18 protein-coding genes are annotated in these 21,339 nt (G+C 38.5%); 10 read left to right on the forward strand and 8 right to left on the reverse strand.

Annotation, left to right across the window (positions count from 1 at the left end):
- The first annotated feature begins 19 nt into the window (after positions 1-19).
- The 4 genes from MMO42_RS09590 (at position 20) to MMO42_RS09605 (ending at position 4,902) form a co-directional block, all read left to right on the forward strand.
- Positions 20-1,987, forward strand: a complete 1,968-nt coding sequence (locus MMO42_RS09590; RefSeq protein ID WP_241320354.1) for an HAD-IA family hydrolase — start codon at positions 20-22, stop codon at positions 1,985-1,987.
- Positions 1,988-2,421: 434 nt separating this feature from the next.
- On the forward strand, positions 2,422-3,198 hold the full coding sequence (locus MMO42_RS09595) for a glycosyltransferase family 25 protein (protein ID WP_241320355.1): 777 nt from the start codon (positions 2,422-2,424) through the stop codon (positions 3,196-3,198).
- A complete protein-coding gene (locus MMO42_RS09600) occupies positions 3,195-3,968 on the forward strand; it encodes a glycosyltransferase family 25 protein (protein ID WP_241320356.1) in 774 nt (257 codons plus the stop codon). Before MMO42_RS09595 ends, MMO42_RS09600 begins: the two co-directional genes overlap by 4 nt.
- A gap of 127 nt (positions 3,969-4,095) precedes the next feature.
- A complete protein-coding gene (locus tag MMO42_RS09605) occupies positions 4,096-4,902 on the forward strand; it encodes a glycosyltransferase family 25 protein (RefSeq protein WP_241320357.1) in 807 nt (268 codons plus the stop codon).
- A gap of 13 nt (positions 4,903-4,915) precedes the next feature.
- On the opposite strand, the gene MMO42_RS09610 is transcribed toward MMO42_RS09605, so the two are convergent.
- The 4 genes from MMO42_RS09610 to MMO42_RS09625 all read right to left on the reverse strand — a co-directional run bounded on the left by MMO42_RS09610 (position 4,916) and on the right by MMO42_RS09625 (position 8,866).
- Entirely contained in the window at positions 4,916-5,791 is an 876-nt protein-coding gene (locus MMO42_RS09610; protein ID WP_241320358.1) for a lysophospholipid acyltransferase family protein, read from the reverse strand.
- Between the two features lie 4 nt (positions 5,792-5,795).
- Positions 5,796-6,017, reverse strand: a complete 222-nt coding sequence (locus MMO42_RS09615) for a hypothetical protein (RefSeq protein WP_005296760.1) — start codon at positions 6,015-6,017, stop codon at positions 5,796-5,798.
- A 152-nt stretch (positions 6,018-6,169) separates the two neighbouring features.
- Positions 6,170-7,951, reverse strand: coding sequence for an aspartate--tRNA ligase (aspS, locus tag MMO42_RS09620; protein WP_241320359.1), 1,782 nt, complete (start codon positions 7,949-7,951; stop codon positions 6,170-6,172).
- 150 nt (positions 7,952-8,101) lie between these two features.
- Positions 8,102-8,866, reverse strand: a complete 765-nt coding sequence (locus MMO42_RS09625) for a DUF4184 family protein (protein ID WP_241320360.1) — start codon at positions 8,864-8,866, stop codon at positions 8,102-8,104.
- 198 nt (positions 8,867-9,064) lie between these two features.
- Here MMO42_RS09625 and MMO42_RS09630 point away from each other — a divergent pair, with 198 nt between their 5' ends.
- From MMO42_RS09630 to MMO42_RS09645, 4 genes are all read left to right on the forward strand, one after another.
- Positions 9,065-10,315, forward strand: coding sequence for an O-antigen ligase family protein (locus MMO42_RS09630; RefSeq protein WP_241320361.1), 1,251 nt, complete (start codon positions 9,065-9,067; stop codon positions 10,313-10,315).
- A gap of 219 nt (positions 10,316-10,534) precedes the next feature.
- Complete coding sequence (znuD, locus tag MMO42_RS09635) at positions 10,535-12,631, forward strand: zinc piracy TonB-dependent receptor ZnuD (protein ID WP_241320362.1); 2,097 nt, start codon at positions 10,535-10,537, stop codon at positions 12,629-12,631.
- A 79-nt stretch (positions 12,632-12,710) separates the two neighbouring features.
- Positions 12,711-14,174: a phospholipase D family protein gene (locus tag MMO42_RS09640; RefSeq protein ID WP_241320363.1), complete on the forward strand. Its 1,464-nt coding sequence runs from the start codon at positions 12,711-12,713 to the stop codon at positions 14,172-14,174.
- A 25-nt stretch (positions 14,175-14,199) separates the two neighbouring features.
- Positions 14,200-15,012 carry a hypothetical protein gene (locus MMO42_RS09645; protein ID WP_241320364.1) on the forward strand — a complete coding sequence of 271 codons (813 nt, stop codon included), beginning with the start codon at positions 14,200-14,202 and terminating at the stop codon, positions 15,010-15,012.
- Positions 15,013-15,092: 80 nt separating this feature from the next.
- Here MMO42_RS09645 and MMO42_RS09650 read toward each other — a convergent pair whose 3' ends face one another.
- Positions 15,093-15,539: a hypothetical protein gene (locus tag MMO42_RS09650; protein WP_241320365.1), complete on the reverse strand. Its 447-nt coding sequence runs from the start codon at positions 15,537-15,539 to the stop codon at positions 15,093-15,095.
- A 169-nt stretch (positions 15,540-15,708) separates the two neighbouring features.
- Here MMO42_RS09650 and MMO42_RS09655 point away from each other — a divergent pair, with 169 nt between their 5' ends.
- Positions 15,709-16,200, forward strand: coding sequence for an RcnB family protein (locus MMO42_RS09655; RefSeq protein ID WP_241320366.1), 492 nt, complete (start codon positions 15,709-15,711; stop codon positions 16,198-16,200).
- Between the two features lie 153 nt (positions 16,201-16,353).
- The gene (locus MMO42_RS09660) at positions 16,354-16,725 is read left to right on the forward strand and encodes an RcnB family protein (protein WP_016660161.1); all 372 of its coding nucleotides are present in this window, start codon (positions 16,354-16,356) and stop codon (positions 16,723-16,725) included.
- Positions 16,726-16,767: 42 nt separating this feature from the next.
- Here the strand turns inward: MMO42_RS09660 and MMO42_RS09665 are convergent, their stop codons facing one another.
- From MMO42_RS09665 to MMO42_RS09675, 3 genes are all read right to left on the reverse strand, one after another.
- On the reverse strand, positions 16,768-17,265 hold the full coding sequence (locus tag MMO42_RS09665; protein ID WP_005296737.1) for a phosphate-starvation-inducible PsiE family protein: 498 nt from the start codon (positions 17,263-17,265) through the stop codon (positions 16,768-16,770).
- A gap of 121 nt (positions 17,266-17,386) precedes the next feature.
- Entirely contained in the window at positions 17,387-19,168 is a 1,782-nt protein-coding gene (locus MMO42_RS09670; RefSeq protein ID WP_241320367.1) for an acyl-CoA dehydrogenase C-terminal domain-containing protein, read from the reverse strand.
- A 162-nt stretch (positions 19,169-19,330) separates the two neighbouring features.
- On the reverse strand, positions 19,331-21,133 hold the full coding sequence (locus MMO42_RS09675; RefSeq protein ID WP_241320368.1) for an acyl-CoA dehydrogenase C-terminal domain-containing protein: 1,803 nt from the start codon (positions 21,131-21,133) through the stop codon (positions 19,331-19,333).
- Positions 21,134-21,339 lie beyond the last annotated feature (206 nt).

Genomic DNA, 21,339 nt, shown 5'->3' on the forward strand with positions numbered 1-21,339 from the left:
GATTATGTGAGGCAATGTAATGATAATAAATACATTTATTGAAAAAGCAAAAAGGAAAATTGCCCAAGCTGAAATTGTCTCCTTTGATATTTTTGATACTTTACTATTACGTCCATATTTATCCCCACGAGATTTATTCTTACACATTGAGATTGATCAATGTCTAGAAGGTTTTGCTCTGGCACGAAGAGAGGCTGAGCTTAGAGCAAGAAAGAAAAATCCAGATCGGCAAGAGATTTGTTATGACGATATTTATAATGAAATTGATATTCAGTTTAAATCTGCTAAAGAAATTGAATTAAATTGGGAGTTTAGGTTACTTCAGCCAAATCCTGAAATGAAAATACTATGGAATTATGCACTTGAATTAAAGAAAAAAGTGATTGTGATTTCGGATATGTATCACTCATTTGAGAGTTTGGAACAATTACTGATTAAAAATGAATTTTATGCCTTTGAGCATTTATATGTTTCCAGTACCTATGGTAAAACCAAGAAAAAAGGAACGCTGTTTGAGCACGTTTTTAGTGATTTAAAAGTTAAAGCGCAAGATATCGTGCATATTGGAGATAATAAAAAAGGAGATTATCGAGCCCCTGTAAAATTAGGTATCCAAGCAATTCTATATAAGCAAGTTGCGCAGCAATTTTTAGCTGTTGATGAACGGGCAAGACGATTTACTGAACAAGGCCCTTTAAATTTAGGGAAAAGTATCCTGGTCGCGATGTTGGCTTTGAGGTGGTTGAAGCAGTCTTTAGCGCAGACACAGCAGCAATATTGGCAAGAGATCGGGTATGCATATGCCGCACCCCTCGCTTATGGTTATAGTAAATGGATTGAAACTACAGCATCAGAAAAGAAGCTAGATCATCTTTTATTTGTTGCTAGAGATGGTTATTTATTGCAGAAGGCTTTTCAACACTTTCATCTCGGTGGAATTAAAACAAGCTATGTGTACGCACCACGCTTACTTAACCTGATTTATCGGCTAGATTATGATAAGCGGAATACGGATAGTGCCAAGTCGATAGTCAACTTTTATGCTGAAAAATACGCAGATATAAGAGAATTAGCTGAGGGGAAATTATTTAATAAAGCTATTGATTATCATAATTTTATTCAAAAATATAAACAACATTTTGAGGCTTACTCAGCGCAGATGTATATGGATTATCATCATTATATTGATACGATCGTGGTCGAAGATGAACGTGTTGGTGTGATTGATAGTAAAACCGTTGCTTTTACCTCTCAGAAAATGTTGGAAGACGTCTTACAGCGCCCAATCACTGGTTTTTATTGGTCAACTTTATTACCTTATCGAACTAAAAAATATGCCTTCAATACATTTATTCCCAATAATTTGAATATATTAGACACCAATGTGTTTACCAAAAATTGGAAATTCATTGAATTACTTCTAAGTTCTCCAGAACTTCCAATTTACGGGGTTTCGAGAAATGGGCAACCTAGATATAAAAATGATCCAAGCAAAGATGAAAGCGTCATTCAGAAAAATTATGCCGAAATTGCTTTAGGCGCTGAATCCTTTTTTACGGATATAAAAGCTATTTTTGGCCAAACAAATCTTTATATTGAAGGTGGAGATCTTGTTACTTGGGCCAATGTGTTTTGTGATTATCCAAACCGTATCGATGTCGAGAAAATGACTGAGATTAAATTAGCTGTTGATATTTCTCATCATTCTTATATGCCTTTATTTTCAATGAAGATCTCTTGTCGGGATTTTTTGAAAAGACCAAAAGTAACCTTAGATATATTAAAAAATATTTTATGGAGAACACCAATACAATCAATGGTTTTACATACTTTTAGACCCATAAAAGTAAAAAAAGAGTCTTCGAGAAAAATTAAAATTAGCTTACTGCCTTATCTTAAAATTCGATATTTTATGTGGACCTTATCTTTGTTTAATAAGTTTTCATTTCAATTTAGCCTAGGGAACTATAAAAAAAATCATTTTTGAATCTAAAATCATCTCTCACTTGTCTCACTATACAATAGCGTCTATTCAGCGTTTGTAGAGCTAGAGAGAAGTGAGGTGAATGTGATAAAGATTTTTCATGAAAACTTTGGCAGAACAGGTTTTGTATTCTTGTCATGAATTTGTTGTAATTGTTTTTTGGGACGTAAATGAATGATACTCTTCTTATATTTTAAGATGATGAATTTGTTCAATTATTTTGTTAAATATGAATATTATGTAATTACTGGAAAGCAAAATATAAATAAAAAGTGCCTTACTTTTTTGAAATCTTATTTATTCTTAATCACTTATGTTCTATTCGCATAGTCAGCAGCCAAGTGCATTTCAAATAATGTACATAATAATGAAAAACAAGTATTCTTACGCGCACATAGGCATGTGGCCTAATCTGTCTGAATTATCTCCATCTCAATATGAAAAAGTTTGTTATTAGTCTCTCCAGTGCGATCGAGCGCCGTAATCATATCTCATCTCAGTTTGAGGGACAGGGAATAGAATTTAGCTTTTTCGATGCTGTCACTCCCGACATCGCTGCTGCTGACGCGCAAGCGATGAAACTAAGTGTGCATGAAAATTATATTGCTAAAGGTGAACTTGCCTGTTTTATGAGTCATGTACATTTATGGAAGAAAATTGTAGATGACAATATTCCATACATGGCAATTTTCGAAGATGATATTCATTTAGGTGAAAAAGCAAATAGATTTTTAAATCAATCTGATTGGATAGAGCAAGACTGGCATCTGATCAAATTGGAAGCGTTTACTCCCAAAGTGATATTAGGCGCCAAATGTAAAGATTTTCCTAATGAAGGGCGAGAAATTTATAAACTAATTGGTAAAAATTTAGGTACAGCAGGTTATATTCTCTCTCTACAGGGGGCAAAATTTTTATTGAATGAAATTGAAAAAATTGATTATATTATTCCTCTTGATAACTTAATGTTTGAATATATTGTTAAAAATCATTATTTTACAATGTGTCAAATGCAGCCTGCACTATGTATTCAAGATACAATATTGCACTATCGTTCAACCAATATTCAACTTAAGAGTCAGCTCACCTCAGAAAGGAAGAAGAGGATGAGAGCAAATAAAATCAATGGATTACAAAAGATTTTTTTAGAATTGGCTCGTATTACTACACAGTTAAAAATTATATTTTTTGCTCGCCGGATAACATATAAGTGAAAAATTTTGTAATTAGTTTAGTGTCTGCAGTTGATCGTAGAAAGCATATTGAAGAACAGTTTGATGGAAAAGGGATTTCATTTGATTTCTTTGATGCGATTGAACCTCCTCAAATTGACCTTCAAGCTGAAAAGATTGGTTTTACGCTTCGCCAAAGTGATCTAAGTCGAAATGAATTGGCATGTTTATTAAGTCATGTTTCTTTGTGGCATAAAGCTGTTGATGAGAAAATTCCAGCCATCGCAATTTTTGAAGATGATATTCATTTGAGTGATGATGCCGAGCTGTTCTTAAAAGGATCAGACTGGTTAAACTTTGATATTGTTAAGATCGAAAAGTCTTATACAAGTGTAATCATGGATTTAGATAAAACACAAATTTTTGATCATAAAGATTTTATTTTAAGAAGGTTGAAAAAAGCTCATCTTGGGGCTGCAGGTTATATTCTCTCTTATAAGGGAGCAATAGAGTTACTGGATTATATGAAAGAACAATCTGTTTTAGATCATGTCGATCAAATTGTTTTTCGAAAGTATATTGCGGATGGGAAGCTAGGTATCTATCAGTTAAATCCAACATTATGTATTCAAGACTATATATTAAATCCACATGATCAAAAATTTAAAACAAGTCTTCAATGGCGTAACAAAGATAAAATTAAATTGAAAGGATTCAAAAAGTTGCTTCGTGAGCTCAATCGCCTTTTGACTCAATTGAAAGAATCACCCTATAAAACTAAGCTAAAGTTTATATCGACTGATAAAAATTAAACTATGGCATTGTTTATTCTAGGATTATTAATTCTGATTTGAGGTTTGAGACAGAGGTGATATTTCCTTATAGTTTAGTTTATTTGTATAATTCTAATATTGATTCTCAAATATGATGGTTTCTTAAGTGAGTATTTTTGTTATTAGTTTAGACTCTGCGGCCGAGAGACGAAAGCATATTGATGCGGAATTTAAAAATAATTTAGTTGATTTCAGCTTCTATGATGCAATTACACCAGTTACCTCTGATGAGGCTGCAAAAAGTGTAGGGATTGATTTAGATCGACGAGGGGACCTAACAAAAGGAGAAGTTGCGTGTCTGTTAAGTCATATTATGTTGTGGAAAAAAATTGTCGATCTTGACCTAGACTATATGGCAATTTTTGAGGACGATGTCTACCTTGGGAAGGATATACAGGGCTTTTTTAATAACTTTTCTTGGATACCATCAGATGTTCATGTTATCAAATTAGAAGTTTTTGATAAAAAAGTTGATTTGTCCTTTTTCTTGAAATTATCAAAAAATGGAAGAAGCCTATATCATCTTAAAGGGATGCATTTGGGTGGAGCTGGTTATATTTTATCAAAAGCAGCAGCTGAGCATTACCTTAAGCTGATCACAGAAATGCCAAAATTAGTTCCTGTAGATCATATTTTATTTGGCCGTGATGTCAAAAAAGGGAAATATAAAGTTTATCAAATCACACCTGCAATTTGCGCACAGGATTTTTATCTTAATGATAAATATCATAATTTTGGAAGTCATTTAGAAGAGGATCGGGCTGTCCGGCATAAAGCGGAAAAACTTGTGAGGCTTAAACAAAAGCAGAATATGAGCTTATCTTTAAAAATTAAAAAAGAGGCTTTAAGATTACTTTTTCAAATTTTGAAACTTAAGGATTTTTCCGCTTATCGTTCAGTAAAATTTAAATAAATTTAGAGTCTTATCAAGATTCATCTTTAGAGTAAGATTCTGAGTTTCCACCTCTAAATCGTTTATAGCCCCACATATATTCAGCAGGGAAGCGGTTGATCATCTGCTCAACTGCTTGATTGAGTGCTGTTGTCGCAACTTCGATATCTCGATCATACAGCTGCGGATCATTCAGATCATCACAATAGACATCAAAACCCTCTCCATCATCGCGACGGAAACAGCTTAATCCAACTAAACGACATTGGGTTTTCTGTGCCATTTTGCTGGCAAGTGTACTGGTTAGGCAGGGAATTCCGAAAAAAGGAACAATGACACCGCCAGAAGGATCGGGGACATGGTCCGGCAGAATCACACTAAAGCCACCTTGCTTTAGATTTTTAAACAAAGCTTTTACACCAGAAGCATCCGTTGGGACTAAGGTTGCATTGAGTCGTTGACGTGCATGCAGGGCAAAAGTATTAAAGCCAGAATCTTTCATGGGCTTGTACATGATGGTCGGGATACCATATTGATGTACCCAAGCATTCATCATTTCCCATGTACCCAAATGTGGGGTGATAATCAGCGCACCACGTGGATCTTTTAAAGCATCTGTGAGTGCTTTAAGATGATGCACCGTATGGATTTGCTGAATGCTCCATTCTGGTGGCATTGCCCAACATTTTCCAGATTCAATATAACTGAGACATTGTTTGGTGACACTTTCTCGAGCGAGCTGTTCTTTCTGATCATGACTCAGTTGCGGGTAGGCTAATCCAAGATTGACTCTGGTTTTCCACAGCATACTTTTATCTGGATTTTGATTGATAAAGTAGGCTGCCACTTTTGCGATACTACGCAAAAATGCTAAAGGTAGAAGACGAAGTAAAGTAACGTAAAATGACATGATTTTAATCTTGTTTATTTACGTTGCCTTTGAGCACCATGTAGATCAACGCTACAAAAATCAGTAATGCGCCTGCTAGGCTACTTACGCAGAAGTATAAAATGCGTTGGTTGGTGGTCATATTGAAGAGTTCATTTGCCAAGATGTAACGCATGAAAAACCATTGAGCAAGTGAAAAAATAATAATCACGATTGCATGTCGACGTACATCAGGACGCATTGCCATAAGACTGACCTCTCAATAAAAAGCAGCTTATTATGCCACTAGCGAGCATGATCGCAAAGTATAAATTACCTCACCTAAAAGGAGAGGGATGCTATGGATATAAAAAAACCCTGCATGGAGCAGGGTCTTTTATTGAATCGTAAACGCAGGGTTTATTTTTCTTCAGCTTTTGGTTTTTCGCGTAAACGAATACCTAAGTCACGTAATTGATTCGCTTCAACTGGTGCTGGTGCTTGAGTCAACGGACACTCAGCAGTCTTGGTTTTCGGGAATGCAATCACATCACGAATCGAAGACGCACCTGTCATCAACATGATCAAACGGTCAAGACCAAATGCCAAACCACCGTGCGGAGGCGCACCGTAACGTAATGCATTCAGTAAGAAGCTGAATTTCTCTTCGGCTTCTTCTTCACCAATACCTAAAGCTTCAAAGATCGCTTTTTGCATTTCGAGCGTATAGATACGCAGTGAACCGCCACCAACTTCTGTACCGTTGAGTACCATATCGTAAGCAACAGATAATGCAGCACCAGGATTGTTCTTCACTTCTTCAACACTTGATTTCGGTAGGGTGAATGGGTGGTGAACAGAAGTCCATTTGCCGTCATCAGTTTCTTCGAACATTGGGAAATCAACAACCCAAAGTGGTGCCCACTCACAAGTTGATAGATTGAGATCATGACCGATTTTCACACGAAGTGCGCCCATCGCATCATTTACAACTTTGGCTTTGTCTGCACCGAAGAAGACGATGTCACCATTTTCAGCACCAACGCGTTTTAATAGATCAAGTACAATTGGCTCGATGAATTTAACGATTGGTGATTGTAGACCTTCGATGCCTTTTTCAAGTTCGTTGACTTTGATATAAGCCAAGCCTTTTGCACCGTAGATACCTACAAATTTAGTATATTCGTCGATTGCACTACGTGGTAATGAACCAGCACCAGGTACACGTAAAGCAACGATACGGCCTTTAGGATCTTTTGCAGGGCCTGCGAATACTTTGAACTCAACGTCTTGCATCAAGTCTGCAACGTCAATAAGTTTCAAAGGAATACGCATATCTGGCTTGTCTGATGCATAGTCACGCATTGCATCTGCATAAGTCATACGCTCAAATTTATCGAATTTTACATTCAATAATTCATTGAACATTTTAACCGTTAAGCCTTCCATTAAATCCATGATGTCATCGTCACTCATGAACGATGTTTCAACGTCGATTTGGGTAAATTCAGGCTGACGGTCCGCACGTAAATCTTCGTCACGGAAACATTTAGCAATTTGGTAATAACGATCAATACCACCCACCATTAACAACTGTTTGAACAATTGCGGTGATTGTGGAAGTGCGTAGAAGCTACCATTTGAAACACGGCTTGGTACTAAATAGTCACGTGCACCTTCTGGGGTTGCGCGTGTCAAAATTGGTGTTTCAACGTCAAGGAAACCGTGATCTTCAAAATAGTTACGGATCAAGTTGGTGACTTTAGAACGGAAACGTAAGCGTTCTAACATTTCAGGACGACGGATGTCCAAGAAACGGTATTTCAAACGAATTTCTTCTGAAATATTGGTGTTTTCGTCATTTAATGGGAATGGCGGAGTATCAGAAGCTGCAAGAACTTCGATCTCTTTACCTAAAACTTCAATCTGACCACTCACCATGTTGGCATTTTCAGTACCTTCATAGCGACGACGAACACGACCTGTAATTTTTAAAACAAATTCTGAACGTGCTTTATCTGCTGTTGCGAATGCTTCAGGGGTATCTGGATCGATAACAACCTGTACAAGACCATCACGGTCACGCATATCTAGGAAAATCACGCCACCATGGTCACGACGACGGTGAACCCATCCGCATAAAGTAACTGTTTGATCGATTTGGGCTTCAGTTAAAGAGCCACAGTAATGAGTGCGCATCATATTGAATTATGTATCCAAACTATATTGGCTGTAGACGGTGAATGCGTAAACAGCGCACCACCAATGAAGGGGAGATTATGCCTTGTTGAACGTAGAGTCTCAAGTCTTAATGCTTTCAAGCGAATTTTAAACAGACGCTTTTGGTTAAAACTATTTTAGATCAGCTGTTCGATCTAAAAACAAGAATATTAGACAAGCCATGGTAAAGATGGTTAAGCCTGCTTGTGTAAATTCATTGATCGATTTGCCAATAAAAAAATAGCGTTCACTGTTCCAAAGTTCAGCACTGATATGACGGTTATAGTCGAAAACTGAAAAAAGCCCATATAAGATGGAGAAGATGATACTGATCAGTGCAAATTTCTTCAGTCTAGATGGAACAGGTTGGCTATGTTTATGATGCTTATAATAATGCCAGCACATTCTGATGAGAAAAGGCAAAGCAACAATGGATGACCCGATCTGTAATATAAAATGGAGTGGATAACTAAAACCCAGCAGTGAAATGTTCTGAGCCAGAATCTCTTTAAAAGCAAAACTTCGAAAATCAAGATGGGTGAGTCCATCCCAGATCAAATGTGTACTGATCCCAAGGATAAGTGCCAGACAACTCAGAAAACTGAACGAAATAAAATTATCCAGTGAGTGGATATTTAAAGGATCTTTAATCTCAAGGCAACGATAGCTGACAGGGCGATAAATGAAATACCACAATAAGCAAAAGCACAGGCCAATAGGCAGATTGGGAAATAAGATACCGGACCATTGGTGCGTTAACGCGATATTTTCTTGGGTAAATAATCGATAAAGATCAGGTGTCATACAGCCAATTGCCAAGGCTGCAACAGGCAAATGTCCTTGACTTAATTTAGACAAAGGTGGGGCAAGTACGGCATGTGAAAGAGTGAAGGGCATAATAAGAAAAGTAATATAGATAATAGGATCTTACGCGAATGTAGTGGGAATATATAACAGGATTTGTAAATGGGAGTGATTATCATTTGTTTAGCTGTGTTGTATTGGAAGTATATTTTTGTTTAAATAATAAAAATGGAAAAAGTCCATTTTTATTATTTAAACGTTTGTAAATGTTGATGAGGTTTTATTTTTGTAATGGGGTATAATTTAAATTTTATTGGTGAAAATAAATCTGCAAAACTTATTTCATTGACAATATTGATTTTATTTTTCTATTATATTTTTAATGAGAAATTTAGAGTCTGGTATGTTTCAATTGTTTATGCTCTAATGTTTGCCTATGTTTTTTTTAAAAATAAACAAATAATCATAAATATACCCTTAATAGTCTTCTGTTTGATCAGTTTTCTCACTTTTAGTTTAAGTTATTATCTATTTGATCGGTTGGATGTTATTCCTCAAGGAGGTCCTTCTCGAACATATAAAAATATTGTTAATCAGTATCTATGGGTCATTCCTTTTTGTTTTTTACCAACTCTATATCGTTATTCTGGTTTTAAAACTAAGCATTTTTTCAATGTTTTATATATTGTTATTAGTTTTCTGCTAATCTATAGTTGGGTTATTGGGTTTCAACTTGATTTTCACCGTGGGTTGTTGGCAGATTTTTATAACCCGATTATCTCGTATGATATTGTTTTTGTTTCTTTAAGTATTTTTACCTTAGTTGTTTCATTCTATTTTAAATCAGCTTCCTCATATTTGCTAACCACTATAAGTCTGTTGACTTTATTTGTTTTTATACTACACGGCTCAAGAGGGACGTGGTTAATTGTTCCATTTTTATTGTTATTTTTAACTCTATTTTATTATAAAACTCAGAAGAAAAAACTACTGTTTAGCGGGGCGCTGCTTTTAATTTTTTTGACTGTCAATGCCATTATTCCAAATTCACCAGTATTTAATCGTTTTGAAGATTTTCAAAATGATAAGGCACATATCGAAAACCATAGTTATAATAATAGTACAGGTTCTAGACTGGTAATGTGGCGCAATGCGATTGAACTATTTCAACAACAACCTGTCATAGGCGTTGGTGTTTATGGTGTGGAGCAAGAACAATGTCATTTAGCAGAACAAGGAATTTTACCTAGTTGCTTTCAGCATAAACATAATATTTTCTTTCAAGATCTCGCCGCTAATGGTTTGATTGGTTTGATTGGTCTGATTATTTCATTGTTTACGCCACTTATATTTTTCTTCTCTCAATTTTTTAGCAAAAATGAATTGGTTAGAAATTTGGCACTCGCTGGATTCTTATTTGTATTTTCATTTCTTTTGAGTGGGTTAACCGAATATTATTTATTTTTCCCTCATGTGACTTATATATTCTTTTTTATAACAGCTAGTCTAATGAGCTTTATCATATTGAAAAATAGGGACTAATTAGTGAAAAATCAAGGAAGAGGATGTTGAAATATCTTGAGATAGTATCTGTTTTATAAAATATCTATTGTACCTAGTATGATCATGGTTAGGTACACCATTCATTGAATCATGGAGAAGTAGTGTAGTAAATGTTCATTGTTGCACTGTTTTTTATTGCAAAATAAATGAAATGTTATAATATAACAAAAATAACGATCGACTGATTCGAGACACGATATGTCATTTCCACAGAATATTTTGACTTTATCTATTTTAGCTGTTGTATCTGTATCTACTTTTGCAACAGAAAATGAACAAGTTGCAACTTTAGATACCATACGAATTAAAGCGCATCCACTAGAGCAAACATCAAAAGACTTTGCGGTTGCAGATACGGTTGTAGATGAAAAACGTCTGCAACAAGGGGCAGTCACCATTGGTGAGGCTTTGAGTAGCGAACCTGGTATTTATTCCAATCAGTTTGGTGCGGGCGCTAGCCGCCCTGTGATCCGTGGTCAAGATGGACCACGCGTTAAAATTTTACAGAACTCTTCTGAAAATATTGATGTATCTACATTGTCTCCTGACCATGCGGTCACTGTAGATCCTGCACTGGCTAAACAGGTTGAAGTGATTCGTGGGCCATCCACTTTGCTATTTGGTGCTGGAACAGTAGGTGGTTTGGTGAATGTGACGGATAGCAAGATCCCAACGAAAATGCCTGAAAATGGCTATGAAGGCAATGTGGGCTTACGTTACAACACGGGTAGTGATGAGAAGCTGGCTACGGCTGGAGTAACAGTGGCCTTAGGTGACCAAGTGGCGTTGCGTGTTGAAGGCTTAAACCGCGAAGCCAATGACTATATTGCACCAGGTTATGTGCATGAAGGTGAGAAGGAACGTCGGGTTGGTAATACATTTGCCAAAGGTGAAACGGTAAATGTCGGTTTGTCTTGGATTTACGATCGTGGCTTTACGGGAATCTCGTATAGCAATCGTCAAGATAAATATGGTTTACCTGGGCATAGCCATGAATATGAAAGCTGTAGCGCGCATCTTACAGGGCGTCCACATCTACATTGTGGTGAGCACGATCATGATGATGATCACGATCACGATCACGATCACGATCACGACCATGGCCATGACGATCACGACCATGATCACGCACATGAGGCAGGACCTTGGATTGATCTAAAATCTGAGCGTTATGATGTACGTACAGAATTGAATGATCCATTTGCAGGCTTTAAAAAGCTACGTGCTCAAGCCAGCTATACCGATTATAAACATGATGAAATTGAAGAAGATACCATTGCAACTCGCTTTAAAAACAAGGGTTATGATGGACGTTTAGAGTTGGTACACAATCCACTGGGCCCATGGGAAGGTGTGATTGGAACGCAATATGGTCAACAAAAATTAGAATTAACAGGTGAAGAAGCCTTCTTGGCACCAAATACCACCAAGAAGTGGAGTGTTTTTGCCTTAGAACACGCTCAATTCAATGATGTACATGTTGAGTTGGCAGCACGTGCTGATCAACAAAAAATTGATATTGATGATTCAACTAAAAAAGATTTCGACGGTTCAGCCTTTTCTGTTTCTGGTGCAGCCAACTGGGAGTTTGCACCGAACTATAAGCTCTCTTTCGTGACCTCTCATCAGGAACGTTTACCATTAGCGCAAGAGTTGTATGCGAATGGCGGACATTTCGCGACCAACACTTATGAATTGGGTGATGATCAATTGAAGAAAGAGAAGTCAAATAATGTGGAACTTGGTTTCCATTATGACAATAACAAGTTTGATTATCACGTCCATGTTTATCACAACTGGTTTGATGACTATATCTACGCTCAAACTTTAGATCGTTATAAAGATTTCCGTTTGGTCAAATATACCCAAGATCAGGCACGTTTCTACGGTGCTGAAGCAGAGGCGGGTTATCAGATCTCGGACATCTATAAAGTTGGAGTATTTGGTGACTATGTGCGTGGCAAAATCGACAATGAAAATGCACCACGTGTTCCAGCTGGTCGTCTAGGAACTAAAGTAAATGCCAACTTTGGCGATGGCTTTAGTGGTTCGGCTGAATACTATCATGTGTTCCAGCAAGACAAGATTGCTGCTTATGAAACAGATACCCAAAGCTATAACATGCTGAATTTGGGTGTGGCATACGCAGGTAAATATAGTAAGGCTACAGATTATCGTGTATTCCTAAATGCCAATAACTTGCTCGATGATCAAGTTTACCAACATGCATCGTTCTTATCGACGATTCCGCAAGTGGGACGTAACTTTACCGTTGGTGTTAATTTTAACTTCTAATTTTTCACTTAAATCTTATTGAAAAATCAAAGCATAAGCTCTAGCCTTAAACCATTAGGCTAGGGCTTTTTTTGTTTATATGCGTATCTTCCAACGAATCCATCGAAAATTAAACTGGTCAGGTCGACGTTACATGGCAGTCATATTGAGTATTTTTGTGATTGGATACATTGCTTCGGCAATCTATCACACCGTAAAACCACTCCCGAAAGGGCTGGATTTTACTGGGCAATTGCGTCATGCCAATGTGAAATTTTTAGCAGATCAGACCTATATCGATGCACAAGGTCAGCAGCAAGTTGATCAGCATATTTTCAAAGAAGTATTTCAGCTGATTGATCAGGCACAAACGACGATTGTGCTGGATATGTTCCTGTTTAATCAGGAAGTGGGCAAGTCCAAAGTCAAACAGTTTCCTTTGATGCAAGAGTTAACAGATGCATTAATTGTGAAGCGTCGTTTGCATCCAACCGTTGAAATTGTGGTGATTACCGATCCAATTAATTCGGTTTATGGTGGGCTCACACCGAAGCATTATCTACAGTTACGCCAAGCAGGTGTGGATGTCATCGAAACTGATTTAAAACCCTTGCGTGCTTCTAATCCACTTTGGTCGGGCTTTTGGTATATCTGCTGTCAGAACTTGGGCAATAATCCAGAAGGTGGTTGGCTCAGCAGTCCATTTGGCAATGATAAAATTACCTTAAGAAGTTATCTGGAACTGTTTAACTTTAAGGCCAATCATCGTAAAACCTTGGTGGTTGATACTGCCGAAGGTTGGAAAAGCTTAGTAACTTCAGCAAATCCACATGATGGTAGTTCGCATCATAGCAATGTAGCGTTGGTGGTGGATGGGCCAACCGCAATTGATGTGTTGCAAACAGAACAAGCGGTTGCACATATGTCACAAGGTTCAAGCCCATTTGTGATTATGGGGGGGCTAGCCGAAGACAAAAGCCTGCCACAAGTGCAAGTACTGACTGAAAAAGCGATCTATGATGCTGTGCTGAAAATGATTCAGACTGCGAAGAGCAAAGAACATTTGGATATGGCGATGTTCTATCTGTCTGAACGGAATATCATTGAAGCCTTAAAACAGGCACAGCAACGTGGTGTGAATATCCGGATCATGATTGACCCGAATAAAGATGCATTTGGTCTGAAAAAGAATGGTATTCCAAATCGCCAAGTGGCTTCAGAGTTGAATGCTGCAGGCATTCCAATTCGTTGGTGTGATACCCGTGGTGAACAATGCCATAGCAAAATGATATTCAAATACAATGCACAGCAAGCGGAAATTATTCTTGGTTCAGCCAACTTAACTGCACGCAATTTGAAAAACTATAATCTTGAGACGGATATGCGTGTGATTGGTTCCGCGCAAGCGCAAGTGTTTAAAGATGCAGGACAGTATTTTAACTCTGCATGGACAAACGCCAATGCACGTCAAATCACGGTTGATTATGCAAAGTATGCAGATGAATCGAAAGTGAAATACTGGATCTATCGTTTTATGGAATGGTCAGGTTTATCCACTTTTTAATTCAGCATATATAGAGTTCTACACAATGGCGAAAATTAAACTGAATATCAGACAGGATGAGCAGATTGATTTAGATATACATCAATTTAATCACTATGCAGATATTGTTGAAATTCAAAGTTGGGTGGAACTCATAGAATGCTATCTCGCTCTTAAACAGGATGTTTATCCTAAAAAAGTGTTTCTGGTTTTAGATGATAGATCACAAGCAGAATATACTTCTATGCATGCTCAGTTGGGTGATCAGCTTTATTTTGATGATAGCCAATATTTTGAAGGAATCGAAGATATTGGCAGTCGAGACAGTCATTTAATTGAGAGTAATATTGTCACACCTTTAGTGTTTCAGCATCATGTGCAGCAACTGACTCATTTAGACCATCAGCGAAGCTTTGAAAGCCTTGCTGAAAAAATGCAGCACTATGATGAGAATGATTTAGAGGCACTGCTTTATTTCAATCAAAATCTATTGATCGCTACCAATACTGAAATTATGGTTAAAATTGCCGCTGTTGAAACAGAAGCACTTAAATTGGCGATGATGCCGAATGGTTATTTTTCGTGTGATTTTGATTCATTTGAAAACTTTGCCATTATTCAGCAGATGCAGCATTATGGCTTTGAATTTATGGGGTTAGGCGCATCTTTATTGGGGTGGATCAAAACATCAGATTTTAAAGCAGATAAAATTGAAGATTTAATTCAGGATCTCGCTTTAATTTATCCTTTAGACTCATCTCATCAAATGGCAATGAAAGCCCTGATTTTAAAAAATAATTATTTGATTTTACCTTATTCTGAATCACCACAAGAATATTTAGGTTACGACTTATCTTGATCAGAATGTGATTTCAACAAGCTGAATTAGGGTGTTTGCTCGGTATTCAACTTGTTGAAAGCTACATCAGCAATAAAAAATTAAGGGTTCGGCGGAATCAATTGATCTAAATCTTTATCTGCCATTTGATCAAGTTCAGTTAAATCTGTTTTGATTTTCCACTGGTTTTCATCATCAACTGGGTTTGGCAAACGTGCTTCTAACCAATCGCAGACCACATCTGGACTAAATTCTGGATGATTGCATTGGATCACCCATGCCAGAAAGTCTTTAGCTTCACCATTCATATAAGGCGGAGGTGAAACTGGAAAAAATTGGGTCGGTAAACGTTCGTTGGTGGATAAATAATTGAGAACATGTCCGAGTTCTTGAACGGTTTGCCATGCGAGAGAATGCTCAACATCAATGTTAAATTTAAACCACCATGCATGTTGACCATCAGCACCGTGCGCAACAATTCGCGCTTCTTGTACACTCGGAACTTTGCAGAAGAACTGATAAAGACGATCAAAATTCATTTCAGCCACAGATGTTGTCTCAAAAGCAAAAAAATGATTTTAGCATATCTAGGCAAGGGTACAGGTAGATGCAGTTTATCTCAGGAATTGGACAGTTAATCTGAAAAAATATTATTACAACAGTGGTGTTTATTTTTTATTCTAAAATAAAGAGATACTCTGATTTTGGGAGACCTCGATGAAGCACACTAAACTTTATAGCTATGGCTTGACCGCTATGCTGAGTTATCTCCCTGTGATGGCATTTGCAGACAATGCGTGGAGTGGCTATAGCGGGGTAGAGCGTCGTTCTTATCATCAGACTTCTCCTACATATCAGCAACCCGCACAAGATCCATTTGCGTTCTCTAATCAACGCTCTACGCCGACAGCGCCACCGAAAGGCTATTATTACCAGCCGAATCAAAATAACTATTACCCACATCCAAATCATCGACCTGGCGTTCGTATCGAATATTATCCAGAGACTCAATATGACCGTAGCTATCGCCGTGAGTCTTTTGTGGTCGGAAATGAATTACCTGGTGAGTTCCGTAGCGAGCGTTACGTGGTTCGGGACTGGGGTTATTATTCATTGCGGGAACCACCGCGTGGTCGACATTGGGTAGTTGTGGATGGACGTTATCTTTTAGTGACCGATGATAATTTTACTATTGAGATTATTCGCTGATTTGAAATCGTTTTTTTCAAAGTAGGATGGAGCGTGTTCTCCATAATTTCTTGCTATTCATTACAAAGCTTTGCAATGTCGCGGGTTTTATTCATGCTTTCTCCCAGAGTTTTTCTTAATCTGATCTCAGATCGAAAAACAGAGGATCAAACAATGAAAAAGACAGTGGTATTGCTTGTATCAACCCTTATGCTCGGTGTATCTGCCTCGGCCATGGCGGATTCAAATCGTTGGAATCATGATCATAAAGATCGCTACGATAACCGCTATGATCGTTATGACCACCGTTATGATCATCGAGAACAACCACGTTGGTCCAATGGTGATCGTGGTAATCATTATGGTCAACGTATTAACTTCAAGCGTGGTGAGCGTTTACCTTCAGAATTCCGTAGCAACCGCTATGTGGTTTCGAACTATCGTACCCACCGTTTATATGAACCACCTCGTGGCTATAACTGGATGCAGGTACAAGGCAAATATGTACTGGTTGATTCTAAATATCGTGTGTTTCGAGTGGCTTAAACGAAGCAATAAAAAAGCAGGCAATCAGCCTGCTTTTTTTGTTTATGCTAACTCATCGTCTTGTGGTCGAGGGGTTTTGTTGGAAGGCAATTGTTGTTCCTGATCTTTACCACGGATCACAGAAGGGTAGTTCCACGACGCAAAACGTACCACCAGAATCGCAAACGCTAAAATCAAGATCGAACCTGTGGTAATCACCAAATCCATCGATGCTTTATGATTGTGCTGAATATCGGCAATCAGTAAACGGGTCAGTGCAGTAATCGCGACATAGATCAGAAAGCGCACTGGCATATGATTGGTTTTGAAATAAATCCCGACCATGGCGCCTAATTCTAAATAGATAAACAGCAGCAAGATGTCATCAATGGTGGCGTACTGTTTAACTGTCAGAATTTCAATAACGGTATGCACGGCTGACCATGCAATCATACAGCCAATAATAAACAAGGCTAAGTAATGAAAAGCTTCAACCGCGTAGTGACCAAAGCGGTCAAGTAGACGAGGTAAGCCTTCAAGCTTCTCTTTAGAGTTCGACATAGAGATTTATATTCTCGATAAGATCATTAGAATGTTATGCAAGTTTTGTGCTGGTTTTATTATAGCCATAAAAAAACTGCCTCAACCAAATGACTGAGGCAGTTTTTATTAGCAAACTAAATTAAGCTTGATTAGTGAAGTAATCTTCGCTGAAGTTCATGATCAAGTCAGAACCCGCTTTGATTTTCGCTAAACGCGTGTCTAATTCAGGCAAGATACGGTCTACAAAGTATTGTGCTAAAGCAACTTTGTTCTGGTAGAAATCACCAGATTTGTCTTTTGCAGCAGCAGCGATTTTTGCAAACATATATGCAAAGCTGAGTAAACCAACGGCATGTAAGTAATCAACCGCAGCAGCATTCGGGAAATCTACGTTTTCAGCCGCTTGCTCAATGATGAATTGAGTGATTGCTTCAATTTCAGTTGCCGCGTCTAAGGTAGCATCTTTAATGAAGTTCAAATCAGTATCTAATGCGTTGGCAAAGTCACGAATTTCAGTGATGTACTCAGCAATGAATGCGCCACCACATTTAATCGTTTTACGACCAATTAAATCTTGAGACTGAACGCCATTTGTCCCTTCGTAAATCTGAGCAATACGAAGATCGCGGATACATTGTTCCATACCCCATTCACGGATATAACCGTGACCGCCAAACACCATTTGTGCATCTAAGGTTGCTTGGAATGCAGTATCAGTGAGGTAAGCTTTTGCGATAGGTGTTAATAGCGCAACACGGTTGTTCGCTTGCTTTACAGCTTCCGCATCAGTTGAGAATTTAGTGATATCTAGTTGTTGACCTACATAAACTGCAAATGCACGTGATGCTTCATTATTAGCTCGTACGTTAAGTAACATACGACGTACATCACCGTGAACTAAAATGCTGTCCGCTGGTTTATTTGGTGATTGAACACCTGCTGCACTACGACCTTGTAAACGGTCAGTCGCGTATTGTGCCGCATTTTGATAAGCAAATTCAGAAGCACCGAGACCTTGGATACCCATCGACAAACGTTCGTAGTTCATCATTACGAACATCGCAGCAAGACCTTCATTTTCTTTACCAACGAGGTAACCTTTCGCACCATCAAAGTTCATCACGCAAGTTGCAGAGGCTTTAATCCCCATCTTGTGTTCGATAGAACCTGGGCCAACTGGGTTACGTTCACCTAAAGAACCATCTGCATTCACCAAGAATTTAGGTACGATGAATAACGAGATACCACGTGAACCCGCAGGTGCATTTGGTGTCTTCGCAAGGACCAAGTGAATGATATTCTCAGCTAAATCGTTATCACCACCAGTGATGAAGATTTTCGTACCCGTAATGTTGTAAGTACCATCTTCATTAGGCTCAGCTTTAGTCTTGATGATCCCTAAATCTGTACCTGCATGTGGTTCAGTTAAGCACATGGTACCTGACCATTCGCCAGAGTAGATTTTAGGTAAATAAGTTTCTTTTTGCTCTTGTGATGCATAGCTGTTTAAGGCCATACCTGCACCCACAGAAAGAAGCGGGTAGAGCATGAATGATGGGTTCGTCGCGAATAGCATTTCATCAGACAGTACAGTCAGCATTTTCGGCATGGCCTGACCGCCCCATTCCTCGTCTGCACCTAAGCCGATCCAGCCGCCGTCAGCATATTGACGGAATGCTTCTTTGAAACCTGCTGGGGTGAAAACTTCGCCATTTTCCCAACGTGCGCCTTCTTCATCACCCGTACGGTTTAACGGATGTGTCACGTTTTGGGCAAACTTTGCCATTTCTTCTAAAATTGCTTCAGCTGTTGCAGCATCTACATGAGCAAGTTTCTCATTAGACTGCCAAAATTGTTCTGCTTTAAATACATCATTTAAGATGAATTTCATGTCTGCTAAAGGAGCATTGTAAATTGGCATAATCGTTCCCTTCTACGCACAGTTTGATGTGCAAAGTGATCAAATAAAACGAACAAATAAATTGAATAGTGTAAATTTAGCATTGATTAAACAAAAAAAGGACGGTCAAAACTGACCAGTCCTTTTTTTGTGATGAACGTTGCATCTCATTCTAAACTATGTTTAGAAAGCGAAGTGTTCCGCATCGAGTTCAAACAATGGCGCAACGCCAGTTGAAAGTACGTCTACATGCGAACGAACACGTGGCAAGATCTTCTTGAAGTAGAAGCGAGCAGTCGTCACTTTTGCATTGTAGAAGTCAACTTCAGTTGTACCTTCAGCTAATTTCTCTTGAGCAACAAGTGCCATGCGCGCCCATAAGTAAGCAAGCGTTACATAGCCAGAGAAGTATAGGTAGTCAACCGCAGCTGCACCAACTTCATCAGGGTTTTGCATCGCACGCATACCGATTTGCATGGTGATGTCGCCCCATTCTTTGTTGGCAGCAGCCAACGGTGCAACGAATTCTTGCATCGCAGCATTGTCTTTGTTTGCTTCAACAAATTTGTGGATGATTTTGGTGAAGTCTTTCAACATTGCACCTTGAGTTTGCAAGACTTTACGACCTAATAAGTCAAGTGCTTGAATCTCAGTTGTTCCTTCGTATAAGCAAGCGATACGTGTATCACGTACGATTTGCTCCATACCGTGTTCAGAAATAAAGCCGTGACCACCAAAGACTTGTACACCGTGCTTCGCAGATTCAGAACCTGTTTCAGTTAAGAATGCTTTTGCAATTGGCGTTAACAAAGACAAAATGTTGTCAGCAAACTTACGCTCTTCTTCAGTTTCGCCTTTTTCAACGATATCTGCATATTGAGCCAATAAGTAAACCAACGCACGACCGCCTTCAGCAAAAGATTTTTGCGTTAAAAGCATGTTACGAACAGCAGGGTGAACGATAATTGGATCGGCATCTTTCTCAGGTGCTTTAGGACCAGAAAGAGAACGCATTGCCAAACGATCTTTCGCATACGCCAAAGCGCCTTGGAAAGAAGATTCAGATGCAGATAAACCTTGAACCGCTGTACCAATACGTGCTGTGTTCATGAATGTGAACATGCAGTTTAAGCCACGGTTTTCAGGTCCGATCAAGTAACCTTTTGCTTGGTCAAAGTTAATGACACAAGTTGCGTTACCATGAATACCCATTTTGTGTTCGATTGAACCACAACGAACTGCATTACGCTCGCCAACTGAACCGTCAGCATTCACGTGGAATTTAGGTACGATGAATAAAGAAATCCCTTTAGTGCCTTTTGGTGCACCTGGTAAACGTGCAAGTACGATATGGATGATGTTCTCAGCCATGTCGTGTTCACCAGCAGAGATAAAGATTTTCTCGCCAGAAATCGCGTAACTACCGTCAGCATTTGGTTCAGCTTTAGAACGGATGATACCCAAGTCTGAACCTGCATGAGATTCAGTTAAGCACATGGTACCTGTCCAAACACCTGAAACCAGGTTTGGCAAGTAAGTGTTCTTTTGCTCATCAGAACCATGGTGTTCTAAAGTACGAACAGCACCGTGAGATAGACCAGGGTACATACCCCAAGACCAGTTTGCTGTACCAACCATTTCAGAGATTGAGATCCCTAAAGAGTTTGGTAATGCTTGACCGCCAAATTCTTCATCAGCAGAAAGAGATGGGAAGCCAAGTTCGATATATTTTTGATACGCTTCTTTAAAGCCTGTAGGTGTCGTTACAACACCATCATTCCAAGTACAACCTTCACGGTCGCCGACTTGGTTTAACGGAGAAAGTTCATTCTCACAGAAATCAGCCGCTGCTTCTAAATATTGATCAACCAATTCACGGCTTACAGTGTCTTGAAATGCAGGAAGTTTCGCGTAATGTGCTTCAGCATTTAATAATTCGTGCAATACGAACTGCATATCACGTAAGGGTGCTTTGTATTGTGGCATAGCGGGTTCCTCAATACTGGTTAAACCAGAGTTATAATCTTAGTCAATGATAAATATGCCCAACGGCATCATTTTGTACTGCTAATCGTGCAACAAGTTATAGTTCGGTACAAGCTTTTGCAGGTCATTTCTTAGTGACTGCTAAGTCAAAGTTTATGATTCAACCTGTTTAAGCGTTTAGATTGTAGGTGTTTTTTTAGCTTTTG

It is taken from the genome of Acinetobacter sp. ANC 3882 (genome assembly GCF_022549545.1).
In the GTDB taxonomy this organism is placed as follows: Bacteria; Pseudomonadota; Gammaproteobacteria; order Pseudomonadales; family Moraxellaceae; genus Acinetobacter.

Bases quoted from the DNA above. Each gene is read 5' to 3' on its own strand.
- MMO42_RS09590 (WP_241320354.1), top strand. From the start codon at position 20: ATGATAATAAATACATTTATTGAAAAAGCAAAAAGGAAAATTGCCCAA.
- MMO42_RS09595 (WP_241320355.1), top strand. From the start codon at position 2,422: ATGAAAAAGTTTGTTATTAGTCTCTCCAGTGCGATCGAGCGCCGTAAT.
- MMO42_RS09610 (WP_241320358.1), bottom strand. From the start codon at position 5,791: ATGTCATTTTACGTTACTTTACTTCGTCTTCTACCTTTAGCATTTTTG.
- MMO42_RS09615 (WP_005296760.1), bottom strand. From the start codon at position 6,017: ATGGCAATGCGTCCTGATGTACGTCGACATGCAATCGTGATTATTATT.
- aspS (WP_241320359.1), bottom strand. From the start codon at position 7,951: ATGATGCGCACTCATTACTGTGGCTCTTTAACTGAAGCCCAAATCGAT.
- MMO42_RS09625 (WP_241320360.1), bottom strand. From the start codon at position 8,866: ATGCCCTTCACTCTTTCACATGCCGTACTTGCCCCACCTTTGTCTAAA.
- MMO42_RS09630 (WP_241320361.1), top strand. From the start codon at position 9,065: ATGGGGTATAATTTAAATTTTATTGGTGAAAATAAATCTGCAAAACTT.
- znuD (WP_241320362.1), top strand. From the start codon at position 10,535: ATGTCATTTCCACAGAATATTTTGACTTTATCTATTTTAGCTGTTGTA.
- MMO42_RS09640 (WP_241320363.1), top strand. From the start codon at position 12,711: ATGCGTATCTTCCAACGAATCCATCGAAAATTAAACTGGTCAGGTCGA.
- MMO42_RS09645 (WP_241320364.1), top strand. From the start codon at position 14,200: ATGGCGAAAATTAAACTGAATATCAGACAGGATGAGCAGATTGATTTA.
- MMO42_RS09655 (WP_241320366.1), top strand. From the start codon at position 15,709: ATGAAGCACACTAAACTTTATAGCTATGGCTTGACCGCTATGCTGAGT.
- MMO42_RS09660 (WP_016660161.1), top strand. From the start codon at position 16,354: ATGAAAAAGACAGTGGTATTGCTTGTATCAACCCTTATGCTCGGTGTA.
- MMO42_RS09665 (WP_005296737.1), bottom strand. From the start codon at position 17,265: ATGTCGAACTCTAAAGAGAAGCTTGAAGGCTTACCTCGTCTACTTGAC.
- MMO42_RS09670 (WP_241320367.1), bottom strand. From the start codon at position 19,168: ATGCCAATTTACAATGCTCCTTTAGCAGACATGAAATTCATCTTAAAT.
- MMO42_RS09675 (WP_241320368.1), bottom strand. From the start codon at position 21,133: ATGCCACAATACAAAGCACCCTTACGTGATATGCAGTTCGTATTGCAC.